Consider the following 21,282-nt stretch of genomic DNA (forward strand, 5'->3'; position numbering starts at 1 on the left):
ATGACCCCCTCCCGCCGTCGCACCAGCCAAGTGTTGCTTGGCCTGATCACCCTGTTGCTGGCCTCTACGCTGGTGTTTTTGTACCTCAAATCTTCACGCGACCAGACCGCCGGCTACACCCAATCGCGGGATCTGATCCGCCAGTTGCAGCAGCTCAACGCCCAATGGGACAGCGAAGTGCTTAAGGCGCGGATCGCGATCACTCACAACTACGATCCGCTGGTCACCCCACTCACGGAAATGACCCGGCTCTGGGCCGAACTCAATACCCGCGATACTTACCACGACCCGCAAGACCTGAGTCGCTGGCAAACCAGCCAGGAGGCTTATCAGGCGGCGATCCAGGAAAAAGCCAGGCTGGTCGACCAGTTCAAGTCCCACAACGCGGTGCTGCGCAATTCCCTCGCGTTTTTGCCAACAGCCGAGGACGACATCCAGGCCCAGTTCAATCGCATTGACAATGAAGGCCGCCTGCAACTGCAGGATGTGGCCACCGACATTTACGACCTGTTGCTCAGTAGCCTCGAATTCGCCCAGGTCACCAGCTACGATCGCGCCGCAGATATTCTGGTGGGGTTGGGCAAGCTGGCAATCAACAAGGAGAGCCTGCCCGCTGAGTTCCAGGGCCCGATCGACATCCTCAGCAACCACATTTCGCTGATTCTGCGTGAGCAGCCGGTGGTCAACAGCCTGCTCGAACACATTGCCTCCATACCCGTGGCCGAGCGCCTGGACGACTTGACCACCCACCTCGATCAGGACCAGCAAGCATCTGACCTGATCGACCATCAATATCACCGCTACCTGTTGGTTTTCTCGACGTTACTGGTGGTGCTGCTGCTCTACCTGGCCGTGCGCCTGTTGCGTAGTTTTGCCGAGATCAATCGAGTCAACCGAGCGTTGCAGGCCGCCAACGAAACCCTGGAACAACGGGTGGAACGCCGCACCCAGCAGCTCAAGGATGCGCAGAGCGAACTGCTGGACAGCGCGCGCCAGGCTGGCATGGCGGAGATCGCCACCAACGTGCTGCATAACGTTGGCAACGTGCTCAACAGCGTGAATATCTCCGCCGAGCTGGTCACTCGCAAACTGCGCAGCAGCAAGGCGTTGGGCCTGGGCAAGGCCATGCAACTGATCAACGAGCACCAGGCAGACCTCGGCGCGTTCCTGACCCTGGATGAAAAGGGCAAGCTGCTGCCGGGCTACCTGAACCAACTGGTGGACGCCATTGCCGTCGAACAACAGGCTATGACCGATGAGCTGGCGCAACTGAGCAAAAGCGTCGACCACATCAAGGACATCGTCTCCACCCAGCAATCCTATGCCGGCGTGTCCACGCTGATGGAACCGGTGCACATCAGCGATTTGATGGAGGACGCCTTGCGCATGAACGCCGGTTCGCTTAGCCGCCACAACGTCACGGTGGTCAAGGAATATGGGCGGGTACCGGAGATCATGGCGGACAAACACCGGTTGCTGTTGATCATGGTCAACCTGATCAGCAACGCCAAGCACGCCATGTCCAACCTCACCGACCGGCCACGACAGATGACCCTGGCGGTGCAACAACTGGAGGACAGCACCTTGCAGATAAGCGTGAAGGACGAGGGCGAAGGCATCCCCGCCGAAAACATGACCCGGATCTTCACCCACGGTTTCACCACCCGCAAGGAAGGCCACGGCTTCGGTCTGCACAGCTGCGCCCTGGCCGCAGTGGAAATGAACGGCCAGCTCTGCGCCCACAGCGACGGGCCGGGCCTGGGCGCGGTGTTCACCTTGAAAATCCCTCTCACCCTTGCCGGAAGCCCGCCATGAACCAGCCCCCTAACCGGCGTATTTTGCTGATCGACGATACCCCCTCGATTCACGACGACTTTCGCAAGATCCTGATGCCCGCTGTCGAGTCGAACGAGGCGCTGGATGAGATGGAGTCGGCGCTGTTTGGCGACACCAGCAAACCCACGGTGCAAACCTTCGAGCTGCACTCGGCCTACGGCGGCGAAGAAGGCCTGCAACTGCTCATCACCGCGATGACAGAGCAACGACCCTACGCGCTGGCGTTTGTGGACATGCGCATGCCTCAGGGGTGGGACGGGGCCAAAACCATCGAGGAGTTGTGGAAAATCGACCCCGGCCTGCAGGTGGTGGTGTGCACCGCGTATTCGGACTATTCCTGGGATGACCTGCTGTATCGCCTGCATGGCCACGATCGCTTGCTGATCCTGAAAAAGCCTTTCGACAATATCGAAGTCCAGCAGATGGCCAACACCCTGGCTAACAAATGGGACATGGCCCGGCGCGCCTCGGTGAAAACCATCCACTTGGAGCAATTGGTGGAGCAACGCACCCAGGCGCTGCAACTGGAAATCGACGAGCGCAAGCAGCTGGAAAGCCAACTGGTGCAGTCGGAAAAACTCGCGTCCCTGGGGCAACTGGCGGCGGGTGTGGCCCATGAGATCAACAACCCGGTGGGGTTTATCTCGTCCAACCTCAGCAGCCTCGACACCTACTTCAACCAGCTGCAACAGATGCTGGACGCTTACCGCCAGGCCGAGGAAAGCCTCGCACCGGGTGAACAACGCGATCAACTGAAGGCCTTGCGCAACGAGCTGGAGCTGGATTTTCTCAAGGAAGACATTCCACTCCTGATCCGCGAATCCAAGGAGGGCATAGGTCGTGTGGCCCAGATCGTCAAAGACCTGAAGAACTTCTCGCGGGTGGACAACGATCAGACTTGGCAATTTGCCAATCTGCAACAAGGCATCGACTCGACGCTGAACATCGTCGCCAGTGAACTCAAGTACAAGGCCGATGTGGTGAAGCATTACGCGCCGCTGCCGGACATCGAATGCCTGGCTTCGCAGCTCAATCAGGTGGTGATGAACCTGGTGATCAACGCCGCACAAGCCATGGGGCCGGAGCGCGGCACCATAACCATCAGCAACGGCGTGGAGGGCGAAAACATCTGGCTGGAAGTGGCTGACAACGGCTGTGGAATTCCCCCGCATGCGCTGCAAAAGATCTTCGATCCGTTCTTCACCACCAAGCCGGTGGGCGAAGGGACGGGCTTGGGATTGTCGCTCTCCTACGGCATCGTCAAGAAACACCGTGGTGATATTTCCGTCAGCAGCGAGCTGGGTAAGGGCACGACGTTTCGCGTGGTGTTGCCGATTCGGCAGACGGTGGCGTGGGACACGCCACCGTAATCAGCCTCACGTCTCGTTTTTTCCGGACTCGCCCCAAACGAGGACCTATTGAATAAGCGCCGATGACAAGCGCCGCGCGCCTGCCCTGCTCATCAGCTGCCTCTGGGACCTGTTATTTCTGACAGTAGACAGGCACCTTCCCCCCCTCGAAACTCCTGGCAAGCAACACGGTTGCAGGCCGGCGGCGTGTTGATCGTGAAGATGGCTCCTCTTCGTCCAAGGAATGGTCACCATGTCCACACGTCGCGAGTTCCTGGCGTACGCTTCGCTGACCGCCCTGCTCACGCATCTGGGCAAGGGCGCCCTGGCTGCCGACAGTGCCGAGCAGGCCGGCCCCTTTTCCTTCGAGGGCTTGATCGAACAGGCACAAGTCGATGCCTTGAAACCCTACCGTTATCCCAACACGGACTCGGACGCGCTGTTGACGAAACTCGACTACGCCGCCCACGGCCAGATCCGCTTCAAACCCGAGTTAGCTCTGTTTGCCAAGGGGCCGGGGCAGTTTCCCGTGACCTTCTTCCATCTGGGATCATTTTTTCGCACACCGGTGAGGGTGTATGCGCTGGACAACGGCGTCGCCCGCGAGATCGTTTACGACCCGGCGAACTTCGACATGCCCGGCGACAGCCCGGCCCACGCCTTGCCCCGTAACAGTGGATTCGCCGGTTTTCGCATCCAGGAAAGCCGTCTGGGCAACCAGACCAAACTCCCGTGGCAACAGAACGACTGGGTGGCCTTTCTTGGCGCATCGTACTTCCGGGCTATCGGCGAGTTGTACCAGTACGGTCTGTCGGCACGGGCGATTGCCCTGGACGTGGCTGAGGCCGGCAAGGCCGAAGAATTTCCCGCCTTCACCCACATCTGGTTCGAACCGCCGAAGGACCTGCACGCCACGTCCATGACCCTCTATGCGCGGCTCGACGGGCCCAGTATCTGCGGCGCCTACCGTTTCGTGATCGACCGCACGCAGGGCGTGATCATGGACGTCGACTGTACGTTCTTCCTGCGCAAGAGCGTCCGCCGGCTGGGCATTGCACCGCTGACTTCGATGTTCTGGTTCAGTGAAACCGCCAAGCGAACCGCCGCCGATTGGCGCCCCGAAGTCCACGACAGCGACGGACTGGCGCTCTGGACCGGCAACGGCGAGCGCATCTGGCGCCCCCTGAACAACCCGCCGCGCACTGTGGTTTCGGCGTTCAGCGACCATCAACCGAAGGGTTTCGGCCTCTTACAACGTGACCGCAATTTTGACCACTACCTCGATGGCGTGAATTATCAGCGCCGCCCCAGCCTATGGGTCGAGCCGTTGGGCGACTGGGGCGAAGGCAGCGTACAACTGATGGAAAATGGCACTGACGATGAGATCCACGACAACATCGTCGCCATGTGGGTGCCCTCGGCCCCCGCCGAAGCGGGCAATCGCTATACGCTACGTTATCGCCTCCACTGGCTGGCCCAGGAGCCTTACGCTTCGCCATTGGCGGTGTGCTTGGCCACGCGTCTGGGCAAAGGCGGCCAACCCGGGCAGCCACGTCCCGCGGGAGTGCGTAAATTTGTCGTCGAATTTCAAGGCGCTCCGTTGGAAAAACTTGCACCGGGCGTCAAGCCAGAGGCCGTGATCAGTTGCTCCCGAGGCGAGCTTGGACTTGTCTTCACCGAGGCCGTGCCGGACGGCGTCGTCGGTCATTGGCGAGCACAGTTCGATTTAACCGTCGACGGCAAGGAACCGGTGGAGCTGCGCCTGTTCCTGCGCCTGGACGGTCAGCCGCTGTCAGAGACCTGGCTGTATCAGTACCACCCCTTCAACTCGGATTCGACGGCAATCGGTGTCGCTTCAACGGCTGACACCGGCAACCGGCAATGAAGCGCTTTCGTCAATTGACGCTGCTCTACCTGACGCTCAGTGTCAGCACCGCAGCCCTGCCGGCCAATGAGCAGGAATGGGTGGAAGGCTTGCTGCAACAGATGACGCTCGAAGAAAAAATCGGCCAACTCAGCCAGCTCGGCATTCAGGACACACCGACCGGCCCTGTCATCGACCAAGGCACACAGTCGCATCTGCCCGAGAGCATGGTCGGCTCGATCCTTGGCGCGTACGGTTTCGAGCAGACTCTCGCGCTGCAGAAACACGTCGTCACCCACTCGCGCCTGCACATACCGCTGCTGTTTGCATTCGATGTGATTCACGGCTTTCGAACGGTATTTCCCGTGCCGTTGGCGGAAGCCTCGGCCTGGGACCCCGACCTGGCGCAGCGCACCGCTCGCGCGGCTGCCATTGAAGCGACGGCCAGCGGCGTGCACTGGACGTTCGCGCCCATGGTCGACATCGCCCGCGACCCGCGCTGGGGCCGTGTGGTGGAAAGTACCGGCGAAGATCCGTTTTTGGGCGCAGCGCTGGCCAGTGCCAAGGTAAAGGGGTTCCACGGTGCAGGGCCGCACGACAGCTCGTTCATGCTGACGACCGCGAAACACTTCGTCACCTACGGCGCGGCCGAGGGTGGGCGGGACTATAACGTCGCCGACGTGTCGGAACGCACCTTGCAGGAAGTGCACTTACCGCCTTTCCGGGCGGCCGTCGCGGCGGGCGTTGATGCAATCATGCCCTCGTTCAACGAAATAGCCGGGACACCCCTGCACAGCAACAGCGCGTTATTGACCGGGGTGCTGCGCAATCAATGGCGATTCACCGGCCTGATTGTCAGTGACTTCAACGCGATCTGGGAGTTGAGTCAGCATGGCGTAGCGGATATTCCGGCCGACACGGCGCGGCTGGCACTCACCGCCGGCGTGGACGTCGACATGGCCAGCCAGATGTACCGCCGATACCTGCCGACACTGGTGCGCACTGGCCAGATCCCCATGGCCGCAGTGGATGCTGCGGTGCGCCGCGTCCTCCAGACTAAACAACGCCTGGGCCTGTTCGATGACCCTTACCGCTACAGCAATGAGGCGCGGCAGCGAGCCAATACCCTGACACCGCAGCACCGGGCCCTGGCCCGAGAGGCTGCGCAGAAATCCATTGTGCTGCTGAAAAACAACGACGCACTGCTGCCCCTGTCCAAGCACCTGCGCAACGTGCTGGTGGTCGGCAGCCTGGCCACGGATGCCGAAGCCACGATCGGCCCCTGGGCCTTGGCGGCTCATCCTGAAGATTCGATCACGGTCTTGCAGGGCATACGCCATGCCGTCGCCCCCGACACCGAGGTGGTTTACCTGGGCGGTGCATCGCCCATCAGCAACGCGGTTGATGACCTGGCAGAAGTCCTGCAGGCCGCCCGCGATGCCGAGGTGGTGATCGCGGTGCTCGGTGAGCGCGCCGATCAGAGCGGTGAAGCTCGCAGTCGCACGGACTTGGGCCTGCCGGGTGCCCAGGACACGTTGTTGCGTGCCCTGTTGGACACCGGCAAGCCCGTGGTCATCGTGCTGATGAATGGCCGCCCGCTCGTGTTCTCGAAGACCGTGCGCGAGGCGCCGGCACTTTTGGAAACCTGGTTCCTGGGCAGTGAAATGGGCAACGCGGTGGCCGATGTTCTGTTCGGTGACATCAACCCCAGCGGCAAACTGCCGATCACCGTCCCCCGTAACGTGGGGCAGATCCCCCTCTACTACGCGCACAAAAACACCGGCCGCCCGCCCACCGGTGCCGGCGGTTATGAGTCCGGCTACATCGATGAACTCTGGACGCCGCTGTATCCCTTCGGTTTCGGCCTCAGCTATACCTCGTTCAGCTATGACACGCCTCGGATCAGCGCCGAGCGGCTAGCGTCCACCGAGTCCCTGACGGTACACGTGAACGTCACCAATACCGGGCAGCGCGCCGGTGATGAAATCGTCCAGCTGTACCTGCGCGACGACGTCGCCAGCGTCACTCGCCCGGTCCGCCAACTGCGCGGCTTTCGCAAAATCCACCTGGCGCCCGGTGAGACGCGCAGCGTGAACTTCAATCTTGGCCCACAGGACTTCGCACTGCTCAATCAACATTTTTCGCCGGTAATAGAGGCCGGCACTTTTACCGTCTTCGTCGGCGGCGATTCGACCACCACCCATCAGGCTCGGTTCGAGGTCACGGACAGCCGTGAACTCTCTGCCTCAGGCCCATCCGAGCCCCCCACACGCGCTCGCTGAATACCACTGTGGGTTGTCCGGGCTTTCCTTACTGGCGCAGAATGCCGGATCGACCTGAGAGTCCGAACCCAAGGAAACCGTATGAGCCTGTCCTTGCTAAGCCGTTACGCCTTCTTTGCCGTGTGCGTCATTTTCACCCTCGCCAGCCTTCCCTTTATCCAACACGAATGGCTGTGGCCCATCACCCTGGTCACCGGCGTGTTGAGCCTGATCGGTATCTTCGACCTGTTGCAAAGTCCCCACGCGGTGCGCCGCAACTACCCGATCCTGGGCAATATCCGTTACCTGGTAGAAGCCATCCGCCCGGAAATCCGCCAGTACCTGCTGGAGTCCGACAGCGACGCCCTGCCCTTCTCGCGTTCGCAACGCTCACTGGTTTACTCGCGGGCCAAGAACGAAACCGCCGACAAGCCCTTCGGCACCCTGATTGACGTGTACCAGGCGGGCTTCGAATTTATCGGCCACTCCATGCGCCCCGCGCCGTTGAGTGACCCCAGCGCCTTTCGCGTGATGGTCGGCGGTCCGCAGTGCACGCAGCCGTACTCGGCGTCAGTGTTCAACATATCGGCGATGAGCTTTGGTTCATTGAGTGCCAACGCCATCCGCGCGCTCAACCAGGGCGCCAAGCTGGGCAACTTCGCCCATGACACTGGCGAAGGCAGCATCAGCCCCTATCACCGCGAAAACGGCGGTGACCTGACCTGGGAACTGGGCAGCGGTTACTTCGGCTGCCGCACCAGCGACGGCCGCTTCGACCCGGAGCGCTTTGCCGTGCAGGCGCAGAACCCACAGGTGCGCATGATCGAAATCAAGATGAGCCAGGGCGCAAAACCCGGCCATGGCGGGATCCTGCCCAAGCACAAGGTGACTAAAGAAATCGCCGAGACCCGTGGCATCCTGATGGGCGAAGACTGCATCTCGCCGTCGCGCCACAGTGCGTTCTCCACGCCCATCGAACTGATGCAATTCATCGCCCAACTGCGCGAGCTGTCCGGCGGCAAGCCGGTAGGTTTCAAGTTCTGCCTGGGCCACCCGTGGGAATTCATGGGCATCGCCAAGGCCATGCTCGAAACCGGCATCCTTCCGGACTTTATCGTGGTAGACGGCAAAGAAGGCGGCACCGGCGCGGCGCCCGTGGAGTTCACCGACCATATCGGCGTGCCGCTGCGTGAAGGCCTGTTGTTTGTGCACAACACCCTGGTGGGCCTGAACCTGCGCGACAAGATCAAGCTCGGCGCCAGCGGCAAGATCGTCAGCGCCTTCGACATCGCCAGCGTCCTGGCCATCGGCGCCGACTGGGCCAACTCGGCGCGCGGCTTCATGTTCGCCATCGGCTGCATCCAATCGCAAAGCTGTCACACCAACAAATGCCCCACCGGCGTCGCCACCCAAGACCCGCTGCGCCAGCGCGCCCTGGTGGTGCCGGACAAGGCCCAGCGTGTGTTCAACTTCCACCGCAACACGCTCAAGGCCCTGGCCGAGATGCTCGCGGCGGCAGGCCTGGATCATCCGTCGCAACTGTCGGCCAAGCACCTGGTGCGGCGCATGTCGGCGACCGAGATCAAGTTGTTCTCGCAGTTGCATGTGTTCCTCAAGCCCGGCGAGTTGCTCACCGGCGAGGTGAACGGCGAATTCTATTCGCGGATGTGGCAGATGGCGCGTGCGGACAGTTTTGAGCCCCACGACGTAGCCGCGGCTTAAGGACGCTAACCATGCTGAAGGTCATCGCTGAAGATTTCATCAAGCCCGAACACCTCGACACGGTACGTCCCTGGTACGCCGAACTGGTGGAAAAAACCCGCCAGGAACCGCTGTGCATCGCCTACGACCTGTTTGTCGATCAGGACGACCCCGGGCACTTCATTTTCATTGAGCAATGGCCCGACCAGGCCGCGCTCGACACGCATTGCCAGACCGAACACTTTACCCGGCTGGTGCCGCAGATAAACGAGCACCAGGCCAAGCCATGCAAAGTGCTGTTGATGGATGCGTTCTGACCCAGCCTTTCCAGACTGAACCGGACCACCGAGGGCATCGTTGTTAACGAAATCCCCGGAGAGACGGTTCAGTTGTACCTTGTTAAAGCAGCCTCCTCTCATGCCGTACTCCCCGATACCCAGGGCACGTCAGAGATCATTGACGTCTAGAGACATTCAGTAATATCCAGCCTTTGCAATTGCTTGGAAATACCGCCAACCTGCGCCCGCCCGACCTGCGGCGTACGACAATTCGCGCCTGCGCCTGTCATTACTAAACCTTTCGTCAAAGAGCCCGCTGCCATGCTGAACGGACGCGACCCGCGCATCGATTTTTTTCGGGGCCTGGCGTTGATCTTCATTTTTTGGGATCACGTTCCCCACAATCCCCTCGGCCAGATCACCCTACGCAATTTCGGTTTCAGCGATGCGGCCGAAGTCTTCGTGTTCCTCGCCGGCTACGCCGCTGTGCTGGCCTACGGCAAGATCCTGCAGCGTGACGGCTATTGGTTCGCCACGCTGAAGATCCTGCGCCGTACCTGGGTGTTGTACGTGGTGCACATCTTCTTGCTGGCGATGCTGATGGGCATCGTGTTCTTCGCCAACAGCCATGTGGAAACCCGCGACCTCGTCGAGGAGATGGGCCTGACGCACTTCGTCACCCACCCGCAGCAGGCGCTGACCGATGAACTTCTGCTGCGCTTCAAGCCCAACCTGATGGACCCGCTGCCGTTGTATATCGTGCTGCTTGGTGGTTTGCCGCTGGTGTTGCCGCTGTTGCTGCGCAAGACCTGGCTGGTGGTGGGCGCGTCGATGACGGTGTACCTGCTGGCGCCGTGGATGGGCTGGAACCTCCGGGCGATTGCCGACGGCGTGTGGTACTTCAACCCGGTGACCTGGCAGTTTCTGTTCATCCTCGGTGGCGCGGCGGCGATTCATGCCAGCCGCGAGCGCCCGGCCGAACTGCGGCCACTGCGCCGGCAGCCGTTGTTCAAGGCGGCGGCGATCTACACCCTGGCTGCAGCGGTGCTGACACTGTCGTGGCGCTGGCCCGAAGTGCACGATACGTGGATGCCATCGGCGGTCAGCGATCTGATCTACCCAATCAGCAAGACCGACCTGTCGCCGCTGCGCCTGCTGCACTTCCTCGCACTGGCGTATGTCACCGCCAAGCTGTTGCCCGGACGCGGCTGGACCGACAACTGGCTGGCGCAGCACACCTGCCGCATGGGCCGTTATTCACTGGAAGTGTTTTGCCTGGGCGTCGTGCTGGCGCCGTTGGCCGACATGGTCAATGCGATGGCTGGCGATGCGCTGCTGATGCAACTGCTGACAGCGCTGGTCGGCGCTTCATTGATGGTGATGCTGGGGTTGTGGCTGGAATTCAACAAGCGCCTGGATCAGTCGCACAAGCTGGTCACACAGGCCAGCTGAAGGGTAAGGCCCGCCGCACGCAGCGGGCCTTGCCAGGCGTCAGGCGGAGTGCACTGGCGCCGCGTTGGCGGTGTTCGGTTGCAGCTTGAACACGTAGAACAACACGGTCAGCAGCACCAGGAACACCGGACCGACGTACAGCGCGATGCGGGTGTCCGGGAAGTACGCCATCAGGCCCACCACCAGCACCAGAAATGCCAGCGCCAGGTACGAACTGACCGGGTACAGCCACATGCGGTACTTCAGGGCTTTCTGCTCGGCCGGGCTCAGGCTCTTGCGAAACTTGAGCTGGGCCAACAGGATCATCACCCAGGTCCAGATTGCGCCGAAGGTGGCGATGGACGTGACCCAGACGAAAACTTTCTCCGGCACCAGGTAGTTGAGCAGCACGCCGAGCAGCAAGGCGAAGATCGACAGCAGCAAGGCTTTGCGCGGCACGCCGTTGCTCGACGTGGTGGCGAACGCGGCCGGCGCCTGGCCGTTCTGCGCCAGGCTGTAGAGCATGCGCCCGGTGCTGAAGATGCCGCCGTTGCACGACGAGAGCGCCGCCGTGATCACCACGAAGTTGATGATGCCCGCTGCGGTCTTGATGCCCAGACGCTCGAAGGTCATCACGAACGGGCTACCCTGGGTGCCGATTTCATTCCACGGGTAGATCGACAGGATCACGAACAACGCGCCCACGTAGAACAACAGGATGCGCCAGAACACCGACCCGATTGCGCTCGGAATAGTCTTCTGCGGGTTGCGCGCTTCGCCGGCGGTGAGGCCGATCATCTCCACGCCGAGGTAGGCGAACATCACCATCTGCAACGACATCAGCACACCCTGCACGCCATTGGGCATGAAGCCGCCGTGGGCCCACAGGTTCGAAATCCCCAGCGCCACGCCGTCGTTGCCAAAGCCGAAGGCGATGATGCCGACGCCGCCGATCACCATGGCAATGATGGTGACGATCTTGATCAGCGCGAACCAGAACTCGAACTCACCAAAGGCTTTTACCGCGATCAGGTTGATGGTGCCCATGCTGATCAGCGCCGCCAGGGCCCAGATCCAGCGCGGTGTGTCGGGGAACCACACGCCCATGTACACCGCCACGGCGGTGATCTCGGCCACACAGGTCACCAGCCACAGGAACCAATAATTCCAGCCGGTCAGAAAGCCCGCCAACGGGCCGAGATAATCCTGGGCATAACGACTGAACGAGCCGGCCACCGGGTTATGCACGGCCATTTCGCCGAGGGCGCGCATGATCACCAGGATGGCCAGGCCGCCGATGATGTAGGAGAGCATGATGGCCGGGCCGGCCATTTCGATGGCCTTGGCCGAGCCGAGGAACAGGCCGACACCGATACAGGCGCCGAGCGCCATCAGGCGGATATGCCGCTCACCCAGTTCGCGTTTGAGCGGGCCGCCCGAAGCGGTCTCGCCATGGGGCAGGTGGTTGCCGACTGGCATAGGGATACAACCTCGTCTTGTTATTGGATATGAGCCTCCGAGTCCAGCACGTCGCGGCGGGTCTGCCGTGACATGCCATCGCCGGTTCACCTTGTGGGCAAACCGGTCCGGCGGGGCCAGATCGGGGGGATGCAGTATAAAAAGCTCAACCCAGTGATTTTCACTCTATAAAAGGCAATATTCAGCGGGAATTGCCGCCTTAATACGATTTAGCGGTGGGAGTATCGCACACCAATGGTGCGACCCTTCAAGCCACCTACGCTGTCATCGGGCTTTGCCCATGCCCGGCCCGGTCGACAAATTCCTCACGCAAGCCAATCAGCGTCTACGCTTGAGACAAGTCCGATCAATCTGCCGGGATGGGATCAATCGACTATGGGCGCTTTATGGCAAACCGATTCAACCAAAGCTGCGGCGCCTGCCGACAGCGAGGATGAACAGCCATTGCCACGACGCCCCCGCAAGCGGTTGTACAGGTGGCGAATGGTGTGGCTGCTACTGGTGATCGCGCTGATTGCCGCAGCGTATGTCGCCCAGCGCGAAATGCGCAGCGCCGACTGGCAGTCCCGCGAACTGAGCCGTCTGGCCACGACCCTCAGCTACACGGTGGAGCCCGGCGCCAGCGACCGCATCGTTTACCCCGGTGAAGGGCCCTTCGACAAACGCCTGGGCTACAGCGCCATCGATGAATTCCTGCCACGCCTGCTCAAGCGCAATTTCCTGATCCAGAGCCAGGCGCAGTTTTCCGACGCCTTGATGGACTACACCGCCCATGGGCTGTTTGTGCCCTACGCCGAAAAAATCCAGGCCGGCCTGTCGATCAACGACTGCCGCGCCACGCCGCTGTACCAGTTCAGCTACCCCCAGCAGTTTTACCCGGATTTCACCGCGATCCCGCCGGTGGTGGTCAGCAGCCTGCTGTTCATCGAAAACCGTGACCTGCTGGACCCCGCACAGCCCCAGGCCAACCCGGCGGTGGATTGGCCGCGCTTCGCCAAGGCCGCGTGGTCGCAAGTCGCCCGCGTGCTGCACCTGCCCGGGCAAAGCGCCGGCGGCAGCACCCTCGCCACCCAACTGGAAAAATACCGCCACTCCCCCGACGGCCTGACCCTGTCCGGTAGCGAGAAGCTGCGCCAGATGTTTTCTGCCAGCGTGCGCGCCTACCAGGACGGCCCGCAGACCTTGCTCGCGCGCCAGAACATCGTGCGCGATTACCTCAACAGCGTGCCGCTGTCCGCTGTGCCTGGCCATGGTGAAGTGCACGGCATGGCCGAAGGTCTGCGGGTGTGGTACGGCGCCGACTTCAAGCGCACCAATGCGCTGCTGGCCGACGCCGGCACTGGCAACCTCGAGCAAAAAGGTGTGGCCCTGCGCGAAGTCTTGTCGCTGATGATTGCCCAGCGCCGGCCGTCCCATTACTTGTCCAAAGGCCGCCCGGAACTTGCAGACCTGACCGACAGCCACCTGCGTCTGCTCAAACAGAACGGCGTCATCGAACCGGCCCTGGCCGATGCCGCGCTCGCGAGTCAGGTGACGTACCGCGACTGGCAGCAGCAACCGACCTTGCAACCGATCGAGACCAACAAGGGCATCAGCGTTGCGCGCAGTCGCCTGGCCGCGCTGCTCAACCGATCGCTGTACGACCTCGACCGCCTCGATCTGGCCGCCACCAGCACCTTGCAGAACGACCTGCAAACCCAGGCCACCGCCTACCTCAAGCAGCTCGCTGACCCTGCCTTCGCCGCGCAACTGGGTCTGCTCGGGCCACGGCTGCTGACGCCGGCCAGCACCGCGCAAGTGCGCTACAGCTTCACCCTCTACGAGATGACCGCCGACGGCGCACGGGTGCGTGTGCAGACCGACAACACCGACCAACCCTTCGACATCAACGAGAGCAGCAAGCTGGAGTTGGGCTCCACCGCCAAGCTACGGGTGCTGACCACCTATTTGCAGATCATCAGCGAACTGCATGATCGCTATGGCGCACAGCCCGCCGCCGCACTGAAAAAAGTCAGCGTCGACGAGCAGGATCGCCTGTCGCGCTGGGCCGTGGACTACTTGGCGCAAAGCACCGACCGCAGCCTGCCGAAGATGCTCGACGCAGCCCTCGACCGGCAGTATTCCGCCAGCCCTGGCGAGAGCTTTTTCACCGGTGGCGGCCTGCACCGCTTCCACAATTTTCGCAACGAAGACAATGGTCGCAGCCCGAGCCTGCGCGATGCCCTGCGCGAGTCGATCAACCTGCCGTTCATTCGCCTGATGCGCGACCTGGTGCGTTACAGCACCTACCACGGCCCCAACAACAGCGCCGAGTTGCTCAAGGACGACAGCGACCCGCGCCGCCAGGAATACCTGGCCCAGTTCGCCGACCGTGAGGGCACCACCTTTCTGCTGCGTTTCTGGAAACGCTACCGCAACAAGGACACCCAGGCGCGGCTCGACACCTTCCTCGACAGCATGCACCCCACCGCCATACGCCTGGCCGCCGTGCACCGCTACCTGCTGCCCCAGGCCAGCCAGCAGAGTTTCAACGGGTTCGTGCGCGCTCACCTCAAGAGCAAGGAACCGGAAAAACTCAGCGACGAGCGCCTGACCAAGCTCTATCAGGCCTACGGCCCGGGCGCCTACGACCTGCCGGACCAAGGCTACATCGCCAAGGTCCATCCGCTGGAATTGTGGCTGCTCGGCTACTTGCTGGAACACCCCGACGCCACCTTCACCCAGGCCGTCGCCGCCAGTGAGCATGAGCGCCAGGAAGTCTATGGCTGGCTGTTCAAGAGCCGCCACAAGAGCGCCCGTGACAGTCGCATCCGCACCATGCTGGAAATCGAAGCGTTTCTGGATATTCACCAGCGCTGGCAGGCAGTCGGCTACCCCTTCGACCATCTGGTGCCATCGCTGGCCACGGCCATCGGCAGCTCCGGCGACCGCCCCGCTGCGCTGGCGGAATTGGTGGGGATCATCCTCAATGACGGCGTACGCGAACCGACCCTGCGCATCGACAGCCTGCATTTTGCCGCCGACACCCCCTATGAAACCCGCCTGGTCAACAACCCCGATCGCGGCAAACGCGTCATGCCTAGCGAAGTCGCCACCGCCCTGCGTGGCGCGTTGTCGCAAGTGGTGGACGCCGGCACCGCCAAACGCGTGGCCGGCAGTTTCAAGCTGACTGACGGCACACCCTTGATCATGGGCGGCAAGACCGGTACCGGCGACAACCGCATCGAAGCCATCGGCGCCGGTGGGCGTGTGCTCAGTTCCAAGTCCATCAACCGCACCGCGACGTTCGTGTTCTACATCGGCGAGCACCACTTCGGCACCCTCACCGCATTCGTTCCGGGCATTTCGGCGCAGCAATTCACGTTCACGTCGGCGCTGCCGGTGCAGGTGCTCAAGGGTATGGCACCGATCCTCACGCCTTACCTGCAACCCGACGCGCAGACCCTGTGCCAACCGCCGAAACAGGGTGTTAGTTATGCGCATCTTTCATTCGAATAACGGGTGCTCAACGCACCGAACCGCCCAGGATTTTGAGCTTTTGTTCTAGTCTTCAGTGGATACGCTAATGGCTTCAAATCCCTTAGCGAGCGCCATTGCATGCCCGAATCCCCCCCTCCTGCCAGTCCTCTGGCAACGCCCTACAAGGGGCCTCATTACGCGCTGATACAGCAGAGAATTCCCGACTGGCTCACCACCGCCGTCCCCGCCCGAATCAGCCTGTTCAACAGCACCACGCTGTCCCGACCGGACTGGTACGCCAGCGCCTCACCCGATCAACACACCACGCTGCAGCTGGCGAATGCCGAGGGCTGGCGCGCACAAAACGCCGTGGACCAACACCTTCGCGACGTGCAGGACCTGTATGGTTTTTCCGAGCCGCTGTTGCAGGAGGCCATCCGCGAAAAACACGGCCTGGATCTGAACGTCAAAACCACCTACCTCTACCTGTATATCCCCACGCAACTGCCCTGGTATGCGTTGGATATTTCCAAGGGGGCGACCACCCGCAGAGTGTCGTTGCTGGATGCGGCGTTGCATAACTTCGCCGCCGGTGAAAGCTTTGAAAAAGACTCCTGCTACATCACCCAACCGGACGCCCGAGGCCACTTCGACATCCTGCCACTGGCCGAGCGAATGCCCCTTCTGCAGTTCAAGACGCTGTGCCGCGAACTGAACCTCGGCGCCCGCTATCAACAGCACCTGAACCAGCATCTGTTGCCGACCGACCTCGCGCTGCGCGCCACGCTCAAGACCCGCATCATTGCCAGCCAAAAGGCCGCGCTCAAGGCTGCCGCGCAATTGGCCGTGCTGAAAAAGGACCTGGGGCCCGCGGCGTGCGCAGTGCTGCTGCAAGCGCTGCGCGGTGAGCGTGGGGTGCTGCAGTTCTACCGTTTGAACATCCTGGATGCGCCACTGGCCGGCATACTGCTGATTGCGGCGGATTTGGACCGCGTGTCCAGCGTGTCGAAACTGATCGCCTACATCCCTCATGACCCCGAAAGTCCCGTCAAGGAATACGACTCCAGCGTGGCGTTCATGACGGATCTGACACGCAAGCTGCACGCCAACGCAGCGATCCCATCACGCGGCCAGCAAACCTATCAGCAGTTCTTCAGCGAGTTTGTCGGGCATAACCAACGCGGGCACTTCTTTGCCGGGCTGGGCCAACGGCTGCCATTTTCAGCCATCAGGATCGACGCAGACCTGTGGGAACACCGCTACCAGCAGGCGCTGAATAAAATCCTCAATGACGGGCGCAGCATGGCGGTGTCCACCTCCGATGCCGACCGCGCCGAGCGCTGGGCCTGGTGGGACAACGCCACGAAAATGATCACGGATATTTTCAACGCCGCCCTGATGGTGATCACGCCGTTCGTGCCGTTTCTCGGTGAGTTGATGCTGGCCTACACCGTTTATCAATTGAGCAGCGAGATCATTGAAGGGGTCGTCGACCTGGCCGAGGGCCAATATCGCGAAGCCGCCGAACATGTGGTGAGCGTGACCAGCGAAGTGGTGCAACTGGGCACGTTTGCCGCCGGCGCCGCCGTGGGCGGTGCGTTGCGGCGCTCACTGTTCGTCGATGATCTGCGGGTGGTCGAGGTCAACGGGCAACCACGCCTGTGGAACCCGGATCTGGCGCCCTATGCCCGGCATGATCTGCAATTGCCGGCCGATGCACAGCCCGACGCGCTGGGTCTTCACGAGCATCAGAACCAACGCATCCTGCGCCTGAAGGACCGCCATTACGTGGTCGCGCACGAGGCCGCCAGTGACACCTACCGCATCCAGCACCCGACCCGCCCCGAGGCCTATTCCCCGCGACTCGAACACAATGACAACGGCGCCTGGCTGCATGAAGGAGAAGACCCGCGCACCTGGGACAGCGCGGCGCTGCACGAGCGCCTTGGTCCTCTTCTGGTGGAAGGCCTCACTCCCGCGCAACGGGCACAAGCCTGCGCCACCAGCGGAACTCACGACGGCGCCCTGCGCATGATGTATGCCGACCGCTCCCCTCCTCCGCCACTGCTGGCCGACAGCCTCAAGCGCCTGCAACTGCGTCGGCACGTCGAACAGACACCCCAGCGCATCCGCACCGGCGCCCCGGCCGAGCTGCCGACCAACTGGTCGGTGCAAACCACCACTGAGTTACCTGGCTGGCCGTCGCACAAAGCCATCGACGTGTTCATCGAACCGGACCTGAGCGGCTACGCCATGCGTTATGGCGCCGCCGATGCATTGCCCGCCGACACCCTGAACATCAGCCATGCGCAGGTGCAGGCCGGCTCGTTGCCGGAGCAAGTCCTCGCGTTTCTCAGCGAAAAGGAACTCGACGCCCTGCTGCCCTCGCCCCTGCCCGAGACCCAAACCGCGCGGGTCGCGGCGCTGCGCAACCAACTGGCCGATCGGCTCACGCCACACACCGTTGCGATGTTCAATCACCTCTACAGCGCACGCGAAGTGCTGGACACCCCTCACGGTCAACTGATTCAACAGCAGTTCCCGCAGTTGCCCGCAGAGCTGGTGACGACGCTGCTACTGCGCACATCGCCCCAGGAACTGGACGTGATGAGCCGTGAACAGCGCATCCCTCTGCGCCTGAAAAACCTCGCCCGGGAACTGGCCAACGAAGTCCGCGCCAGCCACGCCAGTGAAGGCTTGCATGACGATGCCTTGCTGACGCCGGACACCGAGCGCATGGTCCTCAATCTCCTGCGTCTGAACACCGATGCTCTGGGGGACCTGAGTATTGCCATCCATGAGCAATCGCCGGAGGGCGCATTGCGGTGTCGGGTAGGCCCGGAGGCGGCCGCCACACAGAAAGTCCTGATCTACCAAGGTCAGGGCCGCTACCGGATCCACGGGGTACCGGCGTCGACACCGCCCGCGCACTACCGTTTTTTCGAAGCGCTATTGCGTGTGCTTCCTGACGGGGCTGTTGATTTGCGCCCTGGCCAGGGTGAAAACCTCAAGGCCTGGCTCAGGGCGCAACTTGAACCATTGGCCGTGCGCCGCACCCTGCTGGAACCGCCGACCGGGCGCCTGGCAGACGACCGCAGCACCCAACGCCTGCTGCAAAAACCTGGCTTCGAGGCCTTCCGCCGCCTGTTTCGCAGGCAAACCGCCCCGGCACCGACGCCCGCTGAGACCGTGACCAAGCTGTGCCCACGACTGAACGCAGAAGAGATCGCCAGCGTCTCGCCGTTCCTCGACACTGCGCAAGGTAAGGCGCTGCTGGGCACGCTGGAGGCCGACCACCGGTTGCTGGGCGAAGACCTGCGCAGCCTCCGCAAACAGCGTCCTCTCGGTGCGGTCGGCAGCGTGCTCGCGCAAAACGAGCTGCTCATGCGCGGGCTGATCATCAAAGAGTTGCAAAGCTGCTGGGAAGACGGCGCTTACCTGCGCATGGTGCCGCCACAACCACAGCCGCGCGGCACGCTCCTGGACTTGAGCAATCTGGTGCTGGGGCGCTACGTGCAACACATGGAGCCGCTGCGGGCGGACTTCAGCCATGTCACCCGCCTGAACCTGAGCGGCACGCGTCTGAAGGACGAGGAAATGGGCTTTCTCGACAATTTCCCCGCCACGCGCATCGTCGACCTGTCCGAGAATGAACTGACCGGCGTGCCGTCCCAACTGACCGACATGAAAGCACTGACCGCGCTGAACCTGCGCGACAACCCTATCCGCTGGGGCCGCTACGACTACGAGGCACTCAAGCACCTGCCCTTGCTCCGCTCGCTGAACCTGGAGGGCAACGCATTGATGAGCGTGCCGCCGGACATCGGCCCGCTGCCCGAACTGCGGCGACTGACCTTGCGCAGGACCGGCATCAGCCAATGGCCGGCGGGCCTCGACAGTCCAAGGCTGGCCATCCCTGAGTTGGACCTGACCCACACCCGAATCACCAGCGTTCCACCGTTCGCCGAAGATTCGGTGGGCGCCCGCATCGTCGCCAGCAGTTGGCTCGACCGCAGCCGCCTGGAACCGGCAGACGAAGATCGCGTGGTCGCGTATCGGCGTGCCTTCGGTTTCGATCCCTACCGCACCACGCCGCGCAGCAAGCCGTCCGACCGTGAATACTGGCTGATTGGCTTGAGCGGCGAGGCGCGCGACGAGGCCATCAAAGTCTGGGAGGACGTGGAACAGGAGCATGGCTCCCAGGGCTTGTTTGACCTGTTCAAACTGCTGCGTCCACCCGTGGAGTTCCAGACCGAGATCGACGCGCAACTGTTCCAGCAGGGGCGGGAAGATTTGGCCATCCGGGTGTGGCAGTTGCTGTTCACGGTGGACCAGAACCCGAGCTTTCGTGAACGCATCTTCAGCCTGGCCGCGACGCCGCCCAATTGCGCGGATGCCGGCGCGCATATCTTCAATCGCATGGGCGTCGAAACCCTGCTTGAGCAGATCCTCAAGGACGACGCCCCACAGGCTATGCTCCAGCGCGAAAGCCGCCTGGTAAAACTGGCGCGGCAAGCCTGGCGCCTGGACCAAGTCAACCGTCTGGCCCGCGAAGAAGTGCGGCGCCGTACCCTGCCGATCAACGAAGGCGGCCTGGGACAAACACTGGGCATCGGTCAAGGCCAGGTGGATGACGTGCAGGTGTATCTCGCCTATCAAACTGGGCTGAAGGCGCGCCTGGACCTGCCATGGCTGTCTGAACACATGGTGTATCGCAACACGGCCCAGGTCACTCAGGCCCATCTCGACCGAGCGGCGCACGCCATTCGCCAGCTGCAACAAGGCGATGGTCTGATCAATGGCCTGCTGGAGCAGCCGTTCTGGAGCGATTATCTGCACGAGGCCTATCTGGGCGCCTTCAACGCCCAGCGCAGGCTGCGCACGGAGGCCGGCAGCCACCTGCAGGACCTGCTCGAATTGCACGAGCAATGGGTCGCTGCGCCGACGGACAGTGTGCGCGAGCAGTTGACCCGCCTGGCCGACGATCTGGTGATCCCGTACAGCGTGGTGCTTACTGAAGAGGCGTTTTCAGACAGCACGGTGCTGGGTTTCTACGACCATATCCAGCATGACTATAACGAGCTGGCGCGGCGTTTGACCCGTGAAGCCTTGCTCAAGGCCAGCACTGAGTAGGCAATCACGGCGCCAGGAAATCGAACACCAGGTGCACCGTGCCGTAGTACTCGCCGCCGCGATAGCCGCCTTCGGGCTCTACGGCGGCGATGTCCAGCTCGGCCCGGCGTCCCACTCGAGCTTCAGCGGCGCCGACCACTTCCACCGGGTCGAGGGTCAGCGCTACCTGGTTGAACTGCACCTGCAGGTCGATACGGTTACGCCCGTTAAACAAGTACGGCTCGGCCCCAAGGCGGGCCGCGACGCCGCCGTTGAGGTGCTTGACGTCGAAGTTCTTGCGCAGGCGGCTCAGTTGCGAAGTCACCAGGTTCCACGCCAGCAGTTGGTCCTGGCCCATCCAGTCCGGTTCGGACGGCAGCACATAGGCCTCGTTTACCGGGATGGTCACCGAGACATCGAACGAGTGACGTTCCTGGATCGCCGAGGTGGGTGCGCCCGCCAGCATGCAGGCCGCCAGTACACCGAATCTTGTCAGCTGCTTGAACATCATG

The 21,282-nt window shown here is 62.3% G+C and carries 11 protein-coding genes; 9 read left to right on the top strand and 2 right to left on the bottom strand.

From position 1 onward, the window contains the following. The 7 genes from ACVWXD_RS19095 (at position 1) to ACVWXD_RS19125 (ending at position 10,741) form a co-directional block, all read left to right on the top strand. The gene (locus tag ACVWXD_RS19095; protein WP_457371249.1) at positions 1 to 1,815 is read left to right on the top strand and encodes a DAHL domain-containing protein; all 1,815 of its coding nucleotides are present in this window, start codon (positions 1 to 3) and stop codon (positions 1,813 to 1,815) included. Further along, a complete protein-coding gene (locus ACVWXD_RS19100) occupies positions 1,812 to 3,206 on the top strand; it encodes an ATP-binding protein (RefSeq protein WP_181642758.1) in 1,395 nt (464 codons plus the stop codon). The genes ACVWXD_RS19095 and ACVWXD_RS19100 overlap by 4 nt, the downstream gene beginning before the upstream one ends. A gap of 232 nt (positions 3,207 to 3,438) precedes the next feature. Continuing rightward, a complete protein-coding gene (locus tag ACVWXD_RS19105) occupies positions 3,439 to 5,070 on the top strand; it encodes a glucan biosynthesis protein (RefSeq protein ID WP_457371250.1) in 1,632 nt (543 codons plus the stop codon). Beyond that, on the top strand, positions 5,067 to 7,331 hold the full coding sequence (gene bglX / locus ACVWXD_RS19110) for a beta-glucosidase BglX (protein ID WP_457371251.1): 2,265 nt from the start codon (positions 5,067 to 5,069) through the stop codon (positions 7,329 to 7,331). The genes ACVWXD_RS19105 and bglX overlap by 4 nt, the downstream gene beginning before the upstream one ends. 81 nt (positions 7,332 to 7,412) lie before the next feature. Then, complete coding sequence (locus tag ACVWXD_RS19115; protein WP_095183934.1) at positions 7,413 to 9,032, top strand: FMN-binding glutamate synthase family protein; 1,620 nt, start codon at positions 7,413 to 7,415, stop codon at positions 9,030 to 9,032. A gap of 11 nt (positions 9,033 to 9,043) precedes the next feature. Further along, complete coding sequence (locus ACVWXD_RS19120) at positions 9,044 to 9,328, top strand: putative quinol monooxygenase (protein WP_099601205.1); 285 nt, start codon at positions 9,044 to 9,046, stop codon at positions 9,326 to 9,328. A 282-nt stretch (positions 9,329 to 9,610) separates the two neighbouring features. After that, the gene (locus ACVWXD_RS19125) at positions 9,611 to 10,741 is read left to right on the top strand and encodes an OpgC family protein (protein ID WP_457371252.1); all 1,131 of its coding nucleotides are present in this window, start codon (positions 9,611 to 9,613) and stop codon (positions 10,739 to 10,741) included. Between the two features lie 39 nt (positions 10,742 to 10,780). On the opposite strand, the gene ACVWXD_RS19130 is transcribed toward ACVWXD_RS19125, so the two are convergent. Continuing rightward, a complete protein-coding gene (locus tag ACVWXD_RS19130; RefSeq protein WP_032891858.1) occupies positions 10,781 to 12,199 on the bottom strand; it encodes an amino acid permease in 1,419 nt (472 codons plus the stop codon). Between the two features lie 375 nt (positions 12,200 to 12,574). Here ACVWXD_RS19130 and ACVWXD_RS19135 point away from each other — a divergent pair, with 375 nt between their 5' ends. Further along, positions 12,575 to 15,697 (top strand): transglycosylase domain-containing protein, encoded by a 3,123-nt coding sequence (locus tag ACVWXD_RS19135; RefSeq protein WP_181642763.1) that lies wholly within the window; start codon positions 12,575 to 12,577, stop codon positions 15,695 to 15,697. 99 nt (positions 15,698 to 15,796) lie between these two features. Beyond that, entirely contained in the window at positions 15,797 to 20,791 is a 4,995-nt protein-coding gene (locus ACVWXD_RS19140; RefSeq protein ID WP_457371253.1) for an NEL-type E3 ubiquitin ligase domain-containing protein, read from the top strand. A gap of 4 nt (positions 20,792 to 20,795) precedes the next feature. Here the strand turns inward: ACVWXD_RS19140 and ACVWXD_RS19145 are convergent, their stop codons facing one another. Continuing rightward, positions 20,796 to 21,278, bottom strand: a complete 483-nt coding sequence (locus ACVWXD_RS19145; protein WP_032891885.1) for a CS1 type fimbrial major subunit — start codon at positions 21,276 to 21,278, stop codon at positions 20,796 to 20,798. Between the last annotated feature and the right edge of the window lie 4 nt (positions 21,279 to 21,282).

Source organism: Pseudomonas sp. TE3911, from assembly GCF_054062775.1.

Bases quoted from the DNA above. Each gene is read 5' to 3' on its own strand.
- ACVWXD_RS19095 (WP_457371249.1), top strand. From the start codon at position 1: ATGACCCCCTCCCGCCGTCGCACCAGCCAAGTGTTGCTTGGCCTGATC.
- ACVWXD_RS19100 (WP_181642758.1), top strand. From the start codon at position 1,812: ATGAACCAGCCCCCTAACCGGCGTATTTTGCTGATCGACGATACCCCC.
- ACVWXD_RS19105 (WP_457371250.1), top strand. From the start codon at position 3,439: ATGTCCACACGTCGCGAGTTCCTGGCGTACGCTTCGCTGACCGCCCTG.
- bglX (WP_457371251.1), top strand. From the start codon at position 5,067: ATGAAGCGCTTTCGTCAATTGACGCTGCTCTACCTGACGCTCAGTGTC.
- ACVWXD_RS19115 (WP_095183934.1), top strand. From the start codon at position 7,413: ATGAGCCTGTCCTTGCTAAGCCGTTACGCCTTCTTTGCCGTGTGCGTC.
- ACVWXD_RS19120 (WP_099601205.1), top strand. From the start codon at position 9,044: ATGCTGAAGGTCATCGCTGAAGATTTCATCAAGCCCGAACACCTCGAC.
- ACVWXD_RS19125 (WP_457371252.1), top strand. From the start codon at position 9,611: ATGCTGAACGGACGCGACCCGCGCATCGATTTTTTTCGGGGCCTGGCG.
- ACVWXD_RS19130 (WP_032891858.1), bottom strand. From the start codon at position 12,199: ATGCCAGTCGGCAACCACCTGCCCCATGGCGAGACCGCTTCGGGCGGC.
- ACVWXD_RS19135 (WP_181642763.1), top strand. From the start codon at position 12,575: ATGGGCGCTTTATGGCAAACCGATTCAACCAAAGCTGCGGCGCCTGCC.
- ACVWXD_RS19140 (WP_457371253.1), top strand. From the start codon at position 15,797: ATGCCCGAATCCCCCCCTCCTGCCAGTCCTCTGGCAACGCCCTACAAG.
- ACVWXD_RS19145 (WP_032891885.1), bottom strand. From the start codon at position 21,278: ATGTTCAAGCAGCTGACAAGATTCGGTGTACTGGCGGCCTGCATGCTG.